Raw genomic sequence first — 20,088 nt, forward strand, 5'->3', positions numbered from 1 at the left:
AGTATTAGATTTGCATCAGCAAATATATGTTATATTCTATTTAAACGTTTACAGTTTATGGGTAATTTAAGTTTAGTTACAATTGTTATTATTGCTGCCAATGTTATTATTTCTTTTAAAGGACTTAATGATTATGGCTTTTTTGAGCGCTATAAATTTAATGTAGGAAGTATAAAACGAGGAGAGCAAATACGCATGTTTAGTTCTGGGTTTTTACATGTAGATACAATGCACTTGTTTTTTAATATGTTTACCCTATACTTTTTTGCCGATGTTGTTATTGCTTATTTAGGCAGTTTAAACTTTATTATAGTATATATTGCCAGTTTAATTTTAGGGAGCTTACTCTCTTTATATTTTCATAAAGATGAATATTATTACAGTGCGGTAGGAGCAAGTGGAGCTGTTACTGGTGTGTTATATTCTGCAATATTATTGGAGCCTAATATGGGACTTTATATGTTTTTTGTTCCTATACCAATACCTGGATATATTTTTGGGATTGGGTATCTTTTATATTCTATATACGGAATGAAAAACAGAATAGGAAATATTGGACACGATGCGCATTTTGGTGGAGCAGTAGGAGGCTATATTGTAACTCTAATGCTAGCACCTTGGTTGTTTGAAACCAATTTATTATTTGTAGGTTTATTAGCTGTGCCAATACTTATTTTATTTGTGATGCATAAAACAGGAAAGTTATAAAAACAAAAAAGCCTTCATGATTAAAGGCTTTTTTGTTTTAGTGCTTGTGTGTAGTTAATCTAATAATTCAGCAATTTTATTTTCTAAAGCTGGACCTCTGAGGTTTTTTGCTATAATTGTTCCTTCTTCATCTAAAATGTAAGTTGCAGGAATAGAATTAATCGCATATTGTTTAGCTACAGGATCGTTAAAATAAGCTAGGTTAGATACATGATGCCAAGTTAATTTGTCTTTTTCAATAGCACTTAACCATCTGTCTTTTTGACCTTGCTTATCTAAAGACACACCAATAATTTCAAGACCTTTGTCGTGGTATTTTTCGTAGACTTTTACCACGTTAGGGTTTTCTCTTCTGCAAGGTCCACACCATGAAGCCCAAAAGTCGATAATAGTTACTTTTCCTTTCATATCTTTTAAGGCAAGCATTTTTCCATCTGGGTCTGGTGCTGAAAACTCAGGAGCAGCTTTTCCTATTTCAAGGTTTGCTAAACGTTCTTTTTCTTGTTTTTTGGTTATTATTCTAGTGTTAACTCTCATTCCGTAGATTGATTGTTTAATGTCACTTTCAAGATTGTTAAATGCATTGCTGAGTTTGTCTAAATCGGTATTGTTACCTCCTAATAACGATTCAATCAATACTAAAGAGAAGAAGTTGTCATTGTTTTTGTTTATGAACTCAAAAGGATAGCTCATCATTTCGTTAGTGAGCTTGTCTAAATCTTCTTTGATTAGTTTAGTTTTTGCAGAATCTGTACCTCTTTCAGCTTGTCTATGATTCATGCTTAAGGTTCTGCGTTTTTGAGAAAGCTCTTTTACTTTAAGATTATATTCTTCAAAGGCTTTATTAGACTTTGTTCCTGATACTTTAGTAGTATGCATACTGTCCTTTTCAACCTGTATGTTTATAACTCCATTTTCAATCATAAAAGGTTTGCTTCCAGGAACACTATTTACTTGTAAGAACCACATTTGAGGGTTTTCAATTTTGCCTTCAAACTTAAATTTCTCATCTACAATTATAGCTGTGTCCCTAAACATTTCTTTTCCTTTGTCATCTCTAGATTTTAAGTACACTCTAATACCATTTAAAACCCCTTTGGCAGTTCCGTTTACTACATATCCATCAGGCTTTTCGGTAGTTTCACAAGCAGTTAGTAATAAGCTTACTAATAGAAAACCAAGTATTTTTTTCATTTTATATTCTTTTTAAAGTTGCACAAATATACTAATGAATATAGGAGAATGTCAATGGTTTTTTCTTAATAAAATCCTAAAGAAACTAGGTTCAATTAGTGAGTACTAGTAATTTTACAATACTTTTGTTAAAAATTATATCAAAGATGTTTCATCAAGATACTATTGTAGCTTTGGCAACACCATCAGGGAGTGGTGCAATAGCTATTATACGACTTTCTGGAAAGGACGCTATAGCAATAGCAGATAGTTGTTTTCAATCAGTAAAAGACAATAAGTCACTTAAAGACCAAGCGACACATACCATACATTTAGGACATATTGTAGAGGATAAACGAGTGTATGATGAAGTATTAGTTTCGGTATTTAAAAATCCAAACTCTTACACAGGAGAAGACGTGGTTGAAGTGTCTTGTCATGGTTCAGCCTATATACAACAGGAGATTATTCAATTATTTCTTAGAAAAGGCTGTCGAATGGCTAATGCAGGTGAGTTTACGCTACGTGCCTTTTTAAATGGAAAACTTGATTTGAGTCAAGCTGAAGCTGTTGCAGACCTAATAGCTAGTGATAACGAAGCGTCTCATCAAATTGCTATGCAACAAATGCGAGGCGGTTTTTCGAGTGAGATTGCAAAATTGAGAGAAGAGCTTTTAAATTTTGCATCTTTAATTGAGTTAGAGCTTGATTTTGCTGAAGAAGATGTTGAGTTTGCAGATCGTACACAGTTTAAAAGTTTAGTTGACCGTATTGTATTTGTATTAAAACGTTTGATAGACTCTTTTGCTGTGGGTAATGTGATTAAAAACGGAATACCTGTAGCCATTGTGGGTGAACCAAACGTTGGAAAATCTACTTTATTGAATGCGCTATTGAACGAAGAACGTGCTATTGTGAGTGATATTGCAGGTACTACCAGAGACACAATTGAAGATGAATTGTCTATAGGAGGTATTGGGTTTCGCTTTATAGATACTGCAGGTATAAGAGAAACAGAAGATGTTGTTGAAAGTATTGGAATTAAAAAGACTTTTGAAAAGATTGAACAATCTCAAGTCACAATCTACCTCTTTGACAGTACAAAAGGGATTGCCGACTTAAAATCGATACAAATAGAACTTGAAAAAATAAAAAATAAGTACCCTCAAAAGCCTTTGCTTATTATTGCCAACAAGATAGATTTACTTGATGATAGCCAACTTGCCACATTACAGCAACAGATTGAAGACGTGCAGTTACTCTCAGCAAAAACAGGTTTTGGTGTAAAGCAATTAACCGATTCGTTATTGAATTTAATTAATACAGGTGCTTTACGTAATAATGAAACTATTGTAACTAACACTCGTCATTATGATGCTCTTTTAAAGGCTTTTGAAGAGGTTCAGAAAGTGAAGTATGGACTAGACTCTGGGCTTTCAGGAGATTTATTGGCTATTGATATACGACAAACGCTTTACCACTTTGGTGAGATTACAGGTGAGATTACTAATGATGACTTGCTGGGTAATATTTTTGCTAATTTCTGTATCGGGAAGTAATAGTGTTGTCAACATTTATAAAGTCCTGAAAGTACTTTATTAGCTCTAATTCTTAGTCATAATTGAGGTTTGATATTCTCTAGGTGTCATAGCTACTTCTTTTTTAAAGGCATTGTAAAAAGCAGAAGAGGTATTAAATCCAACATCGTAAGCGAGATCCTCAATTTTTTCGTTCATGAATTCAGGTTGTGATAGTTTATCTCTTACAGCTTTAATTCTAAAACTATTGATGACTTCAGGGAAACTTTTGTTGTATATTTTTTTTGTAGCTCTAGAAACTAAGTAATTAGGAGCGTCAATCGCTTCAGCAAATTGTGCTAATGTGATACCAGGTTGATAATAAATCTTGTCGTCTTCCATTGCCTTTGTAATTTTTCTTATCATTTTTTCTGGTATAACTTTAGAACTTGATTTTTTTACAACTGAAGGCGATTGTAATGCATAGAAAAATAAAAAGTAAATAACTATTGAAGAAAGGGCAATACCTGTTGCATATGCTGAAATTGTTTCTCCTAAAAGCTGATAAATCAATACTACAGATAAAGCTACTAAACCATAAAATAAAGCTTTATGCCATTGGGTTAAATTATTTTCTTTTGGTTTTGAAATGAATGTAATAGCAGATATTACCAGATAGGTAACAAAACTAACGTTTGCTAATAAATACATATCATATGCAAAATTGCTATTGATGAGTATAATAACAAAACCAACCACTGGGAATAAAACATGTAATAATAGAATTGGTTTTAAGGTTTTATGATTGTTTTTATTAAGCGAAAGATAAGTAAAAGCCAAAGGTCCAATAAGAGCAAACCCTAAAAAGCCTAAAGCAGTTCCAATAGGTGAAATTTCTGGTAAGACATAATAAAAAATAGACTTTAAAATTCTTAGCGCAATAGCTATGAACAACAGTCCTAAAGTCAAATCTTGTAGTTTGGATTCTTTCCTAATAAACAAAAAATAACTAGCCAAAAGGACACTAGAGGTAACTGCAATACTTGAAAAAACGATTAATGCTATTGATGTGTCCATCCTACCTTTTTTACAAATATATTTATTCAATTTCAAATGATTCTGTTAAAATCCTCATAAAAATATCTCCACATTTCACGAATTAGGAGATTAAACAACCTTTATCAGCATAGTTTAGCTTAAAATTTTAAAAAAACTAAAAATGAATAAATCGTTTGTATTTTCAGCTATTGCATTGTTGTGCACCATAAGTCTATATGCGCAATTTCACACTTTAAGTATACCTCAAACCAGTCCTAAGATTCAAGAGAGCCAAATGCTCGGAGTCACAAAAATCACAATAGATTATAGCAGTCCAGCATTAAAAGGTAGGGATGTTTGGAACAACTCAGGTATCATTCCACAGCAAGGTAATCCTATTCCATGGAGAGCAGGAGCTAATATGGCAACTGTTATTGAATTTAGTACAGATGTGAAAATTGAAGGTAAATTATTAAAATCTGGAAAATATGGATTCCATATTATACCTAAAGGTGACACATATGATTTATTATTCGCACACAATTATGACCAATGGGGAAGTTATTATTTAGATGTAGAAAATGATGTTAGCCTTCGGGTTTCTGTACCATCGGAATCTTGTCCGAAGTCAGAACAACTTGACTACGAGTTTTTAAATCGAACTGAAAACACATTGGTTATCGGATTAGAATGGGGAGAAAAACGAATTCCATTTACTGTAGAAGTTGATTTAAATACAACTGTTGTGGAAAGTTTTAGAAGTGAATTACGAGGTATTAATACGTATCATTGGCAGTCATGGAATGATGCCGCATCATGGTGTTTAGAACATAACACTAATTTAGAAGAAGCACTGCAGTGGGTGAATCGATCAATAGATGGAGGTTATGGAGGTTTTGCAGCAGATAAGAATTTAACAAATATCTCAACAAAGATCAGATTGTTAACAAAGTTGAACAAAACTGAAGAAGCCAAAACGACTATAGCAGAAGCAATGAAATTGAATGCTACAGTTTATGAGGCTAATGGTTTTAGCAGATTCTTGCTTCAAAATGGTTTTTATCAGGATGCATTAGAGTATTGTAATATTTCACTTAAATCAAATCCTGATACGTGGTTTTTAGAGTTAAATAGAGGGCTTAGTCAATATTTCTTGAACAATAAGAAAGCGGCATTAAAAGATGTCAAAAAAGCACTAAAGACAACACCAGAACAATTTCAATCACGATTAAAGGAAATTATTGTCGAAATTGAAAATAACACTTACAAATTACCAAGAAACTGAAGAAATCTTTGAATGAAATGGGAAGAGTTTGTAAAATTAAAGGAAGTTTGATGGTTGCTTCTCATCAAGATAAATCTCTCTCATTTTAATATGATAATCAATATAACAACAAGTTTAAATATGAAAATTAAATACTTATATATTCTCATTGTATTAGTTGCTTCAACAACATTGCAATCTCAAACATTAAAACGCAAAGGTATGTTAGGTATCATGATGCAAACATTAACCGACAGTATTGCAATGCAGCACAATTTTAAGGTTAAAACAGGAGTGCATATTACTGCTGTTATGCCAAACTCAACATTCGCAAATTTAGGAGTAAAGCAAGATGATGTACTTACAAAATTGAATGGGTCATCTGTTAGAACAATTCAAGATGTTTTGGCAATTACTGGTGAGATGTATGAAGGTGATCACATTGAAGCTGAGTTTTATTCAGGCAATTCAAAGAAAATTAAATCCACTGCTTTATTGGGTAGACCTATAGAAACTTTTGAAAATGGAGATGTTACCTATGGTGAAGTGGTTTATGAAGGTAATGTGCTAAGAAGTATTCTGGTAACACCTAAACATAAAATTAAGGCTCCTGTTGTGTATTTTTTACAAGGTTATACCTGCGAAACTGTTGAAACAACTACCGATGATAATCCGGCAAAAAAGTTAATGTCTGATTGGGTTAATGCTGGTTTTGCAGTTTATAGGGTTGAAAAACCAGGCGTAGGAGATAGTAAGAGCAGTAAGCATTGTGTGCAAATAAGTTTTGATGAAGAGCTTACTGCATTTAAAGAAGGTTATAAAGACTTGTTGAAACAAGAAACAATAGATACTGATAACATCTTTATGTTTGGACACTCAATGGGAGGTGTTATTGCTCCACTTTTAAACGATATGAAATCACCTCGTGGCATTTTAACCTACGGAAGCATAGCTCAGAATTGGTACGATTATATGGTAGATTTATATACCATACAACCAAAGCATTTTGGTGTTTCCGATTCTCAAATTAAAGAAGATAATAAGATTAATTTAAAGTTTAATGAAGACTTTTTAATTAATAAACTTTCAGGTTCAGAAATTCTTGAGAACGAAGCTTATGCCAATTTTTTTAGAGATAATGAAGTCAATTTTAGACAAAACCAATACATAGGACGGCATTTCGACTTTTGGCAAAATTTAGCAGATGTAAATATTCCTGAAGCCTGGACAAAAGTAAAGACCAATGTTTTGGCAATGTACGGAGAGTTTGATATTCAAGCAATCAGTCAAAAAAGTGCAGAAAAAATAGCTGATATAGTTAATAAAAATGGAGGTAAAGGAGAATTTATTGTAGTTAAGAAAGCTGACCATGGTTTTGTGAATTTTGACTCAATGCAACATAACGCCGAAACTTTAGGAAATGGTACTTACATGACACATGCACGTGACAATTACAGTGTCGCGTTAGGAAAAGAGAGTATAAAATGGATGAAAGCAAAAGTTAAATAGTAACGGAAAGAAAGATGCTAATTGTTTTATATGGTTTGATAATGGTAAGCTCATTAAACTCACATAGGTTGCTAATTCATCTAATGAGGTAAAGTTTGTATCATTAAGAGAGAAGAGTACTCCAGCTTTTAATAGCATTAGCAATTATAGTTCAATTTAATACAGAAGATTGAGATGAAGACGTATAGTAAATTACATAGTGTAATGATTCTTTTATTGGTTTCACAATTATTATGTTCTCAGAATAAAAACTTTGAAGCTGTTCGCAAAGATTTTGTAAAGAATTATATCGCATTACAAATACCTTATCATCAAGCCAATTATGTACAAAATTTAAAATCTATTAAACCAATTGAAAATATAATTCAGCAGGAGGTTTTTTTTAAAACAGTTGCAAAGCAGTTAACCAATGTCGATGTTAAAAACTTAAATGAATATCAGCAATTAGATTATCACCTTATGAATTACGAAGTTGCATTGAATTTAGAACGTATCTCTTTGGAAAAACAATGGGATGATGCAATTCAGTTGGATGATAAAAAGAGTATTTACACTATTAAGAATGGAAAAAATTGGTATGCTTATTTATTGAAGAAATGGGTTGATATAACTGTAACACCAGACGAAATGTTTCAATTTGGATTAGATGAGATTGAAAAAGTTAAGTCCAATATGAAAGACTTGCAAGTTAGGTCAGGATTTTCAGAAAAAGTCTTTCAAGAGTATTTAAACCATGCTTCATTTTTTTTGCATAATGTTGAGGATATTCAGCAAGCATTTGAGAACACCAAAAGAGAAGTTGCCAAAAAAGCAACAAATTTTTTCCCATATATTGATGGTATACCTGATGTAAATATAACTCAAGGTACTAATGAGTCTCTTTCACAAGTTCCAGCATATTATAACAATAGTACATTCTATTTTAATTATTTTAATGAGCCTTTTAATAAGCGTCAGTTAGATTGGATTTATATTCATGAAGGCATTCCAGGGCATCATTATCAAATCATGGTTAATGCTATTATAAAACGTACAGATATACAGCAATTGTTTTGGTACTCTGGCTTTGTAGAAGGTTGGGGTGCTTATGTGGAACATTTTGGTAAAGAGTTAGGTGTTTATAAAACCATATATGATGAATTCGGTAAATGGGAATGGGATTTAATACGCTCTGTTAGAGTTGTTTTAGATGTGGGTATAAATTATTATGGCTGGTCAGACGAAAAGGCAATTTCCTTTTGGAAAGCGCATATCGTAGATCAAGATGCTATTGGCTGGCGAGAAATAGCTCGTATGAAACGTTGGCCAGCCCAAGTTATTACCTATAAGTATGGTTCAGATGTATTTCTTAAATTTTTGAATGAAGCAAAAAGGAAAGAAGATTTTGAATATATAAAATTTCATAATGACTTATTGATGTATGGAGACATACCTATTTCGCTTTTAGAGTTTAACCTAAAAAGTGATTGATTTTAAAATACTTGTAGTTACAGGTGAAGGCTAAACTCTGGTTAGATAAGTACTATCATCTATTGTTCTTTATTCAATTTTAAACTTACTTATTATCAGTTGCACTAAATTTTTATCGTGCATTAACTGTAAAAATCAATACAGGTAGCGTTACTTTGTGTGTCGGGAAACAACTCACTTAAAAAGAAATTCAACCAAAATATCCATTAAAAGAATTAGCGATAATAAAAATTGTTTATCTTTTTGGTTTCAATTTTTGATATTTAGACACTCATAAAGGACTGTCAATGTCCTTAAATAAAGTAGTTTAAAGTCATTAAAAACCTAGTGTCTTTTATGGCAGTTGTTTTTTCAACAATATATAACAAAGCTATTCAACTTGCCTTATCCGAAGGTTTAACTAAAGAGCATCTTAACTACTACATAGATTATAAAGTAGAGAATAAGCGTGTGCCAATGGAACTGTTGCTAGAAGTGTATGAGTTGGCAGCAGATAAGCTACAAGCAGGTTTTGGATTACGACAAGGCAAGCAACTAGATACTACAGATTATGGAACGTTAGGCTTATCTTGGAAAACATGTTTAAAAGCTATCGATGTGTTAAACAATGTAAAGCGTTATATGGTTCTAGTTACTGATGACGGCAGTATTGAGTTGGACGCAAGTGAAGGTAAAACTAAACTTGTTTTAAACAGAGAGGTTTATAGAACTGGTATAAAAACAGCCAATGAAGCCTCTTTTGTGATGCTGGTTGGAATTTTAAATGAAGTAACAGGCAAAAACATTAAGCCTATTGAGGTGAATTTTAAACACTCATTTTCTGATAGTGATTATTTTTCTGAATATTTTGACTGCCCTGTGAATTTTAATGCAACTGAAAATACTTTGGTTTTTAATTCTAAAGTGTTAGAGATCTCTACAATAAAAGCCGATAAATTTATTCATCAATTTCTGCTGGAACGTATGGAGCAGGAAAAATCAAAATTAAGCGAACAAGAAGATGTGCTCACTTCTGAAATCAATAAACTACTAAAAGAATCTATGGCAAGTGGTATACCAAGCATTTCACAGGTTGGTGACTATTTGGGCATGAGTGCAAGAACCTTAAAGCGAAGATTGGCAGATAGAAATTTGTCTTTTAGAGAGCTTATTCAAAAAAATCAACACGAAACCGCTACTCAATTACTTTCCAATTCATCGCAATCGGTTGGTGAAATTGCCTTCTTAACAGGCTTTTCTGAACAAAGCGCTTTTAATAGAGCGTTTAAAAGGTGGACAGGTCAAGCGCCTAATGAATATCGCAAAAACCTGTAGCCAGTTATACTGTCCTCAATAATCAATTTTTTGGCTTAAAAAGTCAATACATAAAACATCGATTAATTGACATTTGTCATTGAACAAAAAACGTTTGAAGTAACAAATAAGTTTTTCATTCGTGTTCTTTATTCAATCAAAACAATCAAAACAATCAAAAAATGAAAAAAACTATTTTATGTATCGTCCTTTTTTTACCAATCATCCTACTTTCTCAAACAAAAAATACCAAGAAAAAGGTTTTGATGGTGGTAAGCAGTTACGGAAAAGATATGGGATCTGTAAGACCAGGTTATGAGTTTGATGAATTCTCTCAAGCGTATTTAATTTTTAAAAACAATAATTTATCTATTGATGTTGCTAGTCCAAAAGGCGGCAAAGCAGAGCCAGATAAGTATAATAGTGAAAAGTTATACAACAAAACTCTATTGGAAGACAAACAGGCTTTAAGCTTATTAGACAACACCATAGCTACGACAAACATAAATGCCGATGACTACGATGCTATTTATATTGTTGGAGGTAAAGGTGCTATGTTTGATTTGCCTTTCGATCCTTCTCTTCAGGAAATTATATTGAATTTATACAAAAGAGAACATACTGTTATTTCATCTGTGTGTCACGGTCCAGCAGCTTTTGTAAATGTGGTTGATGATAAAGATTATATTATTAACGGTGTGGAATTAACTAGTTTTTGTAACGTAGAAGAAGAACTTTTTGGAAAAAAATGGGTAAAGGAGTTTCCATTTAGTTTAGAAACCAAATTAGAATCAAGAGGAGCTATTTTTAAACAAACCGATTTTATGCTTTCAAAAGTTGTTGTTTCAGGAAAATTTGTAACAGGTCAAAATCCTTTTTCAACAACAAAATCAGCAGAAGCCGTTGTAGAATCTTTAGGGCTTACGCCTGTAAAAAGGGAGCTTTATAATGACGAAAGAAGTGCTTATTTAATTCAGGATTTGTTGGATAACACCAAAACTATAGCTTGGGCTGAAGAAGAACTAGCTAAGAACAATGCTAATTACGATTTACCTTTGGTAGCTGCGTATGGTTATTACAAGATTTTAGCATCGACTGAAAATAATGAGGAATTGAGGAAAGGTATTGCATTAGTAGAGTTGACTTCACCTCACTTCTTTAATGAAAATCTACAGTATTTATTAGCCAAAACCTATGTGTCGTTAGGCGAGAAAGATAAAGCAAGACGCATTGCAAACGATTTGATTTCTAAAGATTTGATGAAAGAAGAATCAGAGAAATTATTGAAAGAGTTGAACTAATTACAACGTAACATAAACGTATACAAGTGCGTTGTCCCGAATTATCAAATCTTTGGCACTAACAGTCAATAAAAACAAGTGCCTATTTCTGAATTTTGCTTATAAATCAAAACGTCGAAATCATGAAAAGTGTAAAAGCGTTAGCGAGTATAAAACAGATTAGACTCACAGGATTACTTTACTTGTTGGTTATAATTTGTGCTGGTTTTAGTCAAGGGTATGTTAGAGGAACTCTTATTGTGCCAGGTAATGCTGTACAAACCGCAAATAATATACTTCAAAATAAAAGTTTGTTTCAATTAGGTTTAACAACAGATTTAATAGCATTCCTTTTAGATGTTTTCATTTCGGTATTCTTGTATCAGATTTTTAAACCTTTCAATAAAACTTTAGCCATGGTGTCTTCGGCCTTTAGACTTATCGCACATCCAGCGATAGGGAGTTTAAATTTATTGTATCACTACATGGCTTTGAAGGTGCTTGGAACAAGCGGAATGTCAAGCGCATTTAGTGAAGCACAAGCTCAGGAAATGAGCAGTCTATTGATGGAAGCGCATCATTATGGATATTTAATTGCTGGTGGATTTTTTGGTATTCATTGCTTGTTACTGGCTATGCTTATATACAAATCCAATGTGTTTCCAAAACTATTTGGCGGTTTGTTGTTAGGTGCTGCAGCTGGTTATCTTATTGAAACTTTTGGAAATTTTAATGTTCCAGGTTATGAAGGTTATACAGCATTAATAGTAGGAGTTGCCGCTGCTCTTGGTGAGGTAGGATTAACACTTTATATGATTACAAAGGGAACAACAAAGTCCTATAAGAATTTAAAAGAATTACCATTATGAAAGCTAAATTAATTAAGCAGATTATACTTATTACCATTGTGGTTTTGTCTTGTCATCAATCAAACGCACAGTTAGCTAATAAAATAGAAATGACTGAAGATTATCAATTGTTGGGTTTAGGAACTCAACACAAAATTCAGTCTGATATTTTAAAGGAAGAACGCCCTGTAATTATTTCTTTACCTCTAGGCTATAATGATAACCAAGCAAAATATCCAGTACTATATGTCTTAGATGGTTTGCAAAACATAAAACATATCGTTGGAACTGTTGAGCTATTAACCGAGTCGGGATTAATTCCACCTATAATTGTGGTTGGTATAGAAAGTTTAGACAGAAATAGAGATTTTACTCCTTCAAAAGCTGGAGAGGATTTACAAGGAAGCACTGGAAATTCAGGAATACCGCAGAGTGGAGGTGCACCAAAATTTCTTGAGTTTTTAAGTGAAGAGTTGATTCCTTTTGTAGATGACAATTATAGAACACACCCTTATCGTATTCTGGAAGGGCATTCATTGGGAGGTTTGTTCAGTGTATACACACTCATGGAAAACCCAGAACTTTTTGATGCGTTTATTATTCAAGCACCAGCACTGTGGTGGAATAAAGAAGAAATGACCGAAAAGGCAAAAACCTTCTTTAAATCCAATAGGATACTAAACAAAACAGTCTACTTCGGAATTGGTGGCGGAGACGGTTGGGGAATGCAACAGGAGTTGATTAGGTATGTTGATGTTGTAAAACAACACCAATCAAAAAACGTTAGATGGCTTCATGAAGAGGTTGGAGATGAAGGTCATATGGCATCTAGATTGCTATTGAACTACAATGGTTTAAAGTTTTTGTTTTCTGATTTAAAACTAAGCGATGAGTTAATCAGTAATTTTAGTGATAATAGCTTTTTAGATGCTGAAGAGCAATTGAAAACCAAGTATGGCAATATGGCAAGACGACCTGCTGAAGATTATTTTAATCTTGTTTCGGTTTTGGTCAATAAAGAGAATGACTTAGAAGCTATAACTGTACTAAAAAAAGCCTCAGAAGCCTATCCAATGTACATTGGATTATTGACGCAATTGGCTAAATTATATGAGAAGACCAATCAAAAGGAAAAAGCTATAGAAACGTATTTTTTAGGTATTGAGGTGTCAAAAAAATACAAACAAGGACAAGAAGAAGATTTACAAAAGGAAATAGATAAATTGCGTAAAACCCAAGGCTAGACCAATTAATAATCAATCAAAAAACGAACATTATGAATACATTAAAAATCGACAACCTAAATCTAACTTATAAAAATGGCTACAATGCCATTAACGGAATTTCCCTAGAAATAAAGAATGGGATGTTTGGTTTGTTAGGTCCCAATGGAGCAGGAAAATCTTCTTTAATGAAAACAATCGTAGGCTTACAAAAACCAACTTCAGGTTCAATTGCTTTTAATGATATTGATGTTGTAGAAGATGCAGATTATATCAAAAAAAATCTAGGCTTCTTACCACAGGATTTTGGAGTTTATCCCAAAGTAAATGCTTATGATTTATTAAATCATATAGCCATTTTAAAAGGGATTAATAACAAATCTGAACGTCAAAAACAGATTCAATATTTGTTAGAAAAAGTGAACCTTTGGAACTTTAGAGATAAAGAAGTGCACACGTTTTCCGGTGGTATGAAACAGCGCTTTGGTGTTGCGCAAGCTTTACTTGGTGACCCAAAAATCATCATTGTAGACGAACCAACAGCAGGATTGGATCCAGAAGAACGGAATCGTTTCAATACGCTTTTAAGTGACATTAGTAGTGAGGTTGTCGTGATTTTATCTACTCATTTGGTTGAAGACGTGAAAAACTTGTGTTCTGAAATGACCGTAATGAATAGAGGTCAAATTCTTAAAACAGGAAAGCCCAAAGAATTAATCAAAGAACTAGAAGGTAAAATCTGGTCAAAAAGTATTGCTAATGATGAGTTGGAAATGTACCAATCAAGCCTCAATGTTATCAGTCAACAACTAATAGAACGTCAACTTCAAATTACAGTAGTTTCACCTTCACAGCCTGAAGGATTTTCAGCAGTTGATCCAATTCTAGAGCACGTTTACTTTAATGTGCTTTCTCAAAACAGTGACTTATGAATGCTATACTTCAATTTCAATTAAAGCATAGTGGTAATCGTTATGTCTTAGGCTTAACAAGTGTCATATTACTGGTTATAGGATGGTTTTGTGGTTATAAATTTAATCTAACTGCTGGTGAAGGCATTTATCTTAATTCACCATACACCATTGGGTTTATGATGGCTTTGTTGAGTCTGTCCATGATATTTTTGGCTATTTTATTTGCCTTAGAGATTCTGTTTAAGGAATGGGATACAAAATTTGATATCATATTATTCTCATATCCTGTTTCCCTTAAAACCTATTTAATAGGAAAGTTTTCAGGATTTACGATAAAAACTTTCTTAAGTTTTTCAATCTTAATTATTGGTTTCGTTATTGGTCAAAACATAAGAACAGGAAGCGAAATGCAGTTAGGGTTTAGTTTTTGGTCGTATCTCTATCCCTTTTTAATTTTCGGAGTTTTAAACTGTTTTTTCATCTGTAGTGTCTTATTCATGATTGCCTACACAACACGTAAGAAGTTGTTAGTGGTCATTGGAGGATTACTTCTGTATGTACTTTATATGGTGTTATTGGTGTTTTCCAATTCACCATTTATGGCAGGAAGCATTCCGCAATCTATTGAAGTACAACAGCTTTCTTCATTGTTAGATCCTTTTGGAACATCTGCCTATTTCTTTGAAGCTAGAGACTTAAGTGTTTCTGAAAAGAATCAGTTCATCGTGCCACTAAAAGGCTTTTTGGCTATCAATCGTATCGTTTATGTGGTATTGTCAATGTTGTTTTTGGTGATTTCTTGTCGCTTTTATGTATTCAATAAAGCGACAAGTAAAAAGGAATTGAAGCGTAAACAGCGTAACACTAAAGCAGCAATAGTCAAATTAACAAAAGTCAAAATACCTGCTCTTGATTTTGGTTTTAAGTCAGAATTAAACGCAATCATTTCCTTTGCAAAAGTTGATTTGATTTACCTTTTTAAAAGCGTAACTATAGTTGCCGTTTCTATGCTATTGGTATTTTTCGTTGGCATGGAAATGTATTCAGATATCGATAAAGGCATACGTTTACCAGATTATTATGCCAGTTCTGGACTTTTGGCGACTTCTATTTCTCAAAGTTTTCATTTGTTAGGAGGATTCATTCTAGTGTATTTCATTAATGATATGTATTGGAGAAGTAGTTCTGCCAATTTTTACTTAATTGAAGACAGTGCATTTTTTTCAAAAGCAAAACTGAAAGGCCACTTAATGTCACTGGCTGTATTGTTAGTATTCTTAACAACGCTACTTATAGCACTAGCATTAGTGTTTCAAATAGGTTATGGATATTCACAAATTGATTGGTTGGCTTATTTTGGAGTTATAATATTCAATACTATTCCGCTTTTCCTTTTTGGTACATTGCTACTTCTCATCAATAGTATCATCAATAGCAAATATGTAGCCTTAGGTGTTTCAATCTTAGCGGTTGTAGTGTTTACAACACCATTAATAAAGATGTTGTTGCTCTATCCATTATTACATGTGTTTTCAGGATTCAAAGGTGTATTTAGTGACCTAAATGGTTATGGTGCTTACCTGTCAGCCTTTTCAATTAGATTGCTTTTTGGAATTTGTCTTTTAGGATTATTATGGGTTTTTAATTCGTATTTGAAATCAAAACAATGGTCTAAAATCAAATCTTTTATTGTCATTGTTTTCTTTGGATTGAGTGTTTTTACAGGTTTCAATTTTATGAATGGTTATGCACCAAAAAACGAAGATGCTCAACTTGTTGAAGCTGTTAATTATGAAAAGAATTACCGTCATTATCACAACAAATCTCAACCTACAATTACAGATGTAGACACAAAAATAGATTTGCATCCTTCCGAAAATGCTTATGAGATTCAAGGCAAGTATAGACTTCAAAATCTGTCAGATGAACCGATACATAAGATTCTATTTAATTTTCATGCTGATTTAAAATTAGAGGACGCAAAACTTCAAATACAGAATGAAGAGATTTCAATTGATAAGCATGTGTCAGAAATCAAGCTTAATAAACCTTTATTGCCAAATGTCACAGCGATTCTAGAATTTAATTTATCATACAAATGGTATGCTGTCAATGGACATCAATCGTTTAATGCTATCGTGAATAATGGTTCGTTTATGCGTATTAGTAATTATTATCCTTCGTTGGGATACCAATCAGATAAAGAGGTAGAGGATGAGCAAAAACGAGAAGCCTACGAACTTGGTAATCCAACACCTTTAAAGGCACTTGAAGCACCAGAAGTTTTTAAAAATGACTTTATCAATTTAGATCTGGTGGTGTCCACAGAAAACAATCAAACGCCTATGGGAATTGGTGATGTAGTTAAAACTTGGACTGAAAACGATAGGTCATATACACAATACAAAGCACATGGTATTCCATTTCGATTCGCAGTAGCATCTGCTATGTACCAAAAGCAATCTATTAAGCATCGTAATATAGAAATAGAAGTCCTTTATCATGACATGCATTTTGAAAATGTAGACCGACTACTGAAAAATGCGGTTTTAAGTTTAGATTATTGTATCGATAATTTTAATGTTTACCCATTTGAAAACATAAGTTTTGTTGAGGTGTCTTCTTTTACGAGCGGGTTCGCTGCTACAGCTTATCCAGCCACCATTTTTATGACCGAAAATATGATTTTTCATGCTAATATAGATAGTGATCCAAGTAAAGATGTTATCAATGAACTGGCAGGTCATGAATTGGCTCATATATGGTGGGGAAATAGCCAAATAAACCCAGATATAAGGGAAGGAGCGTCTATGCTTACAGAGTCTTTAGCTATGTATACCGAAATGATGATTTACAAAAAACTGTATGGGAAAGAGCGTATGATGGAACGTGTTCAAATTCATCAACAAATTTATGATAACGAAAAAGGACTTTATGGAAATCCGCCTTTATACAAAGTCCCTTATGGAGCTACACATATAGCTTACTCAAAAGGTGCTATTGCAATGGTAGAATTATCTGAATTAATTGGTGAAGACAAAGTCAATCAAGCGCTAAGAAGCTTTTTGGCTAATAACAAGTATCCAAAAAAACCAACGTCTTTAGACTTACTTGAGGAATTTTACAAAGTGCTACCAAATGATGCGTTGAGGTCTAAAGTTGATCAATTGTTTATGGATGTTAATAAAGAATAATGGCTGGAAATCAAAAAATAAAAGCTATAGAAGCATCTTTTTAAGAATTGTTATTTAAGTAAATATTTGATTGCAATTTACTCTATACGTTTTTCTAAACTCTAAAGGAGTTAGTCCGGTTTTGGATTTAAATACTTTTGAAAAATAGGCGTAGTCTGAAAACTCGAGCTGATAAGCAATTGTAGCTAAGTTATCATGAGAATGCACAATTAATCGTTTGGCTTCTAGGATAATTCGCTCTGAGATAAGCTGACTTGTAGTTTTGTTAATGGTTTTTTGAACCACTCTATTAAGATGCTTGGTAGTTATATTAAGTTCTTGTGCATAAAACTTTGGTAGTTTTTCTTTAAGGAAATGGTTGTTTATTAAATGCTCTAGCTTCTCTAATATTTGCGAATACTGAGATGTTTTAAGCATTTCTAAATTAATATTAGTGGTATATGCTCTAGTAAGTTCAATATAAATGTCACTAAACAAGTTTGCTATTTTTAATTCTCTTAAAAGGTTAGGTTGCATATATTCGGTGTAAGCCTCTTTAAACTTAAGTTGTAGTAATGAGAGCTGTTGGCTTGTTAAATCTACTACAGGAGGATTTTGATAGGAATAATAAAACGGAAATGAATGTAGGGTATGATTTAAAAACTTTAGATCATAAAATTCTTGCGAATGAAAAAAGATATACCCTTCGGGTTGTGTCTTAAACTTCCAAAAATGAGTTTGTCCTGGTTTTAAGAAAAACACTCTACCTGGATTAATCGTATAAGAATCAAAATCTATTTCATGGATGCCTGTGCCTTTGGTAAATAGTACACACAGATAGAAATTATGACTGTGTGGTTTATTTATTAAATCTTTATTACGCTGTATATGTTTTGAAAATGAATTGATATACACTTCATTAAGAGGTGCTGATTCTTTAAACTGACTAATATTTAAAACAGGAAGTTGCATAATATGTCCTAAAAGTACAAATAATAGTGCAAATTCTATATATGTAAAAAGGATTAGAGGTTTTATTTTTGTTGCTAATAAAATAGTTGCTTATGCGTAATGTTATTGCTGCGTTGACTTGTAAATGTCCTAAATGTAAAAACGGTAAAATTTTTAATAATAGAGGTAATCTCTTATTGTTGAATATTCCTAAAATGAATGATAAGTGCCCTGTTTGTAACTATAAGTTTGAGCGCGAAACTGGTTTCTTTTTTGGAGCTATGTTTGTGAGTTACGGACTTGCCGTAGCGCAAATGATTGCGAGTCTTGTGGTATTTTGGTATTTTATTGATTTATCACCTTTACGAGTTTTTGCTATTATTGCTACAATAGCTGTTTTATTAGGAACAATTAACTTTAAATTGTCGAGGTCTATTTGGATTTATATATTTTATAAGGATAAGGTATAACTATTCCTTCTTTTTAATGTCTTTTATAACCCATAGCAGCATAGTGTCTAAACCATTTTGATAGTCTTTCCAATTGTAATTTAATATTACATCAGGATAAATACCTAGGGTTACCGTTTCTGATAAATTGAATCTTCGTTTAGAATACGTAATAACAAGTTTAGAGTTTGGTAATTCAAACTGATCCATGTCTTGATAACCAGTTGGGTTGGAACCTGTTGGTTGTCCAATTATTTTTGCATTTAGTAACTGTTTAAAAAGAGCAGAATTACTAGTTCCTGCTGAAAATGTTACAGCGTCAGTCATAACATAAACGCCTTGTTTCCAATCTACAGTATCAGACAAATTTAGAGCATAAGCTAGTGCTATGCCAACATACAAATCGCCACCACCATTATTGCGCATGTCAATTACAATTTTTTCAATTTTATTTTTAGAAATAAAGCCTAACAGTTCTTCGCTAAAACGTTGCATTTTTTCAAAAGAAGGATAACTATCAAATCGGATATAAACCGCATTTGTGTTTTGAATAGGAGCATACCATAAATACTCAAAAGAGAGGTTTTCAGGCTTAATGATTTCAGGAATGCCAATAACAAGTTCTTGAAAAGAATCAGAGTTTGAAGTTGTTTGATTTAAAGCGTCAAGTCTTATATCTATACTTTGATGGTTTATGTCTTGAAAAGTAAATGTTGCTGAGTTTGATTTTTTTGTAATACCAAGAGCATATAACAATTCGCTTATGGTTGCATAGTTTCCAGTTCTAACTAATAATGAATGTTCGTTTTCAACAAATTGAGCAACTTTTGAAATCTTAGACATAACCTCGTCTATTGGAACACCATCAATAGCTACAAGTGTAGATTTTAATAGGTTTTTGTTAGTATTATTAATTTTTACAACGCGCCATCGATTTTCTATATGTTTTATTTTTAAGGGATAGTCGTGGATATCATAATTACGAAGTGATACAGCTGTATGCCCATCATTTATAAGCCTTGTTAATTGCATTAATTTTAAGGTAATTTCAAAATCGTTTAATAAACCAATGCTGTCATAAATTTTACTCCATTCTGCATTAAATTTTTCTTCAGTTACAGAATGGTAAAGGTCTATATGTTTGTCTTCTAAAGATGCTTTGTAAATTTGTAAGTCTTCTTTCCAATCTATTTTGTTTGGTGTTTGAGCTAACATTGTACTTAACATCGAGACAAAAAGAATTAAAAGACAGGTTGTTTTTTTTTGAAATGTATTCAT

General features: G+C 32.5%; 16 protein-coding genes. 12 read left to right on the forward strand and 4 right to left on the reverse strand.

Annotation, left to right across the window (positions count from 1 at the left end; all coding sequences use genetic code 11):
• Positions 1–57: 57 nt before the first annotated feature.
• Complete coding sequence (locus tag OD803_RS07000; protein WP_129760598.1) at positions 58–708, forward strand: rhomboid family intramembrane serine protease; 651 nt, start codon at positions 58–60, stop codon at positions 706–708.
• Between the two features lie 54 nt (positions 709–762).
• Here the strand turns inward: OD803_RS07000 and OD803_RS07005 are convergent, their stop codons facing one another.
• A complete protein-coding gene (locus OD803_RS07005) occupies positions 763–1,902 on the reverse strand; it encodes a TlpA disulfide reductase family protein (RefSeq protein ID WP_262732903.1) in 1,140 nt (379 codons plus the stop codon).
• A gap of 146 nt (positions 1,903–2,048) precedes the next feature.
• On the opposite strand from OD803_RS07005, the gene mnmE reads away from it, so the two are divergent.
• The gene (gene mnmE, locus OD803_RS07010; protein ID WP_262732904.1) at positions 2,049–3,440 is read left to right on the forward strand and encodes a tRNA uridine-5-carboxymethylaminomethyl(34) synthesis GTPase MnmE; all 1,392 of its coding nucleotides are present in this window, start codon (positions 2,049–2,051) and stop codon (positions 3,438–3,440) included.
• 45 nt (positions 3,441–3,485) lie between these two features.
• Here the strand turns inward: mnmE and OD803_RS07015 are convergent, their stop codons facing one another.
• Positions 3,486–4,475 carry a helix-turn-helix domain-containing protein gene (locus tag OD803_RS07015; RefSeq protein WP_262732905.1) on the reverse strand — a complete coding sequence of 330 codons (990 nt, stop codon included), beginning with the start codon at positions 4,473–4,475 and terminating at the stop codon, positions 3,486–3,488.
• A 142-nt stretch (positions 4,476–4,617) separates the two neighbouring features.
• On the opposite strand from OD803_RS07015, the gene OD803_RS07020 reads away from it, so the two are divergent.
• The 9 genes from OD803_RS07020 (at position 4,618) to OD803_RS07060 (ending at position 17,431) form a co-directional block, all read left to right on the forward strand.
• The gene (locus OD803_RS07020) at positions 4,618–5,721 is read left to right on the forward strand and encodes a DUF2911 domain-containing protein (RefSeq protein ID WP_262732906.1); all 1,104 of its coding nucleotides are present in this window, start codon (positions 4,618–4,620) and stop codon (positions 5,719–5,721) included.
• A gap of 120 nt (positions 5,722–5,841) precedes the next feature.
• A complete protein-coding gene (locus OD803_RS07025; protein WP_262732907.1) occupies positions 5,842–7,209 on the forward strand; it encodes a serine aminopeptidase domain-containing protein in 1,368 nt (455 codons plus the stop codon).
• A gap of 174 nt (positions 7,210–7,383) precedes the next feature.
• Positions 7,384–8,679, forward strand: coding sequence for a DUF885 domain-containing protein (locus tag OD803_RS07030; protein ID WP_262732908.1), 1,296 nt, complete (start codon positions 7,384–7,386; stop codon positions 8,677–8,679).
• Positions 8,680–9,015: 336 nt separating this feature from the next.
• The gene (locus OD803_RS07035) at positions 9,016–9,993 is read left to right on the forward strand and encodes an AraC family transcriptional regulator (protein WP_262732909.1); all 978 of its coding nucleotides are present in this window, start codon (positions 9,016–9,018) and stop codon (positions 9,991–9,993) included.
• A 161-nt stretch (positions 9,994–10,154) separates the two neighbouring features.
• Positions 10,155–11,273 carry a type 1 glutamine amidotransferase domain-containing protein gene (locus tag OD803_RS07040; RefSeq protein WP_262732910.1) on the forward strand — a complete coding sequence of 373 codons (1,119 nt, stop codon included), beginning with the start codon at positions 10,155–10,157 and terminating at the stop codon, positions 11,271–11,273.
• Between the two features lie 122 nt (positions 11,274–11,395).
• On the forward strand, positions 11,396–12,121 hold the full coding sequence (locus OD803_RS07045) for a DUF4386 domain-containing protein (RefSeq protein WP_262732911.1): 726 nt from the start codon (positions 11,396–11,398) through the stop codon (positions 12,119–12,121).
• Positions 12,118–13,344, forward strand: coding sequence for an alpha/beta hydrolase-fold protein (locus tag OD803_RS07050; protein WP_262732912.1), 1,227 nt, complete (start codon positions 12,118–12,120; stop codon positions 13,342–13,344). The genes OD803_RS07045 and OD803_RS07050 overlap by 4 nt, the downstream gene beginning before the upstream one ends.
• A gap of 32 nt (positions 13,345–13,376) precedes the next feature.
• Positions 13,377–14,255: an ABC transporter ATP-binding protein gene (locus OD803_RS07055; RefSeq protein ID WP_262732913.1), complete on the forward strand. Its 879-nt coding sequence runs from the start codon at positions 13,377–13,379 to the stop codon at positions 14,253–14,255.
• Entirely contained in the window at positions 14,252–17,431 is a 3,180-nt protein-coding gene (locus OD803_RS07060; RefSeq protein WP_262732914.1) for a M1 family aminopeptidase, read from the forward strand. The genes OD803_RS07055 and OD803_RS07060 overlap by 4 nt, the downstream gene beginning before the upstream one ends.
• Positions 17,432–17,485: 54 nt before the next feature.
• Here the strand turns inward: OD803_RS07060 and OD803_RS07065 are convergent, their stop codons facing one another.
• On the reverse strand, positions 17,486–18,382 hold the full coding sequence (locus tag OD803_RS07065; protein ID WP_262732915.1) for a helix-turn-helix domain-containing protein: 897 nt from the start codon (positions 18,380–18,382) through the stop codon (positions 17,486–17,488).
• Between the two features lie 92 nt (positions 18,383–18,474).
• Between OD803_RS07065 and OD803_RS07070 the strand changes: the two genes are divergently transcribed.
• Positions 18,475–18,831, forward strand: coding sequence for a DUF983 domain-containing protein (locus OD803_RS07070; RefSeq protein WP_129760646.1), 357 nt, complete (start codon positions 18,475–18,477; stop codon positions 18,829–18,831).
• Here OD803_RS07070 and OD803_RS07075 read toward each other — a convergent pair whose 3' ends face one another.
• On the reverse strand, positions 18,832–20,088 hold the full coding sequence (locus OD803_RS07075; protein ID WP_262732916.1) for a S41 family peptidase: 1,257 nt from the start codon (positions 20,086–20,088) through the stop codon (positions 18,832–18,834).

The organism is Gaetbulibacter sp. NE (genome assembly GCF_025548475.1).
In the GTDB taxonomy this organism is placed as follows: domain Bacteria; phylum Bacteroidota; class Bacteroidia; order Flavobacteriales; family Flavobacteriaceae; genus Gaetbulibacter_B; species Gaetbulibacter_B jejuensis.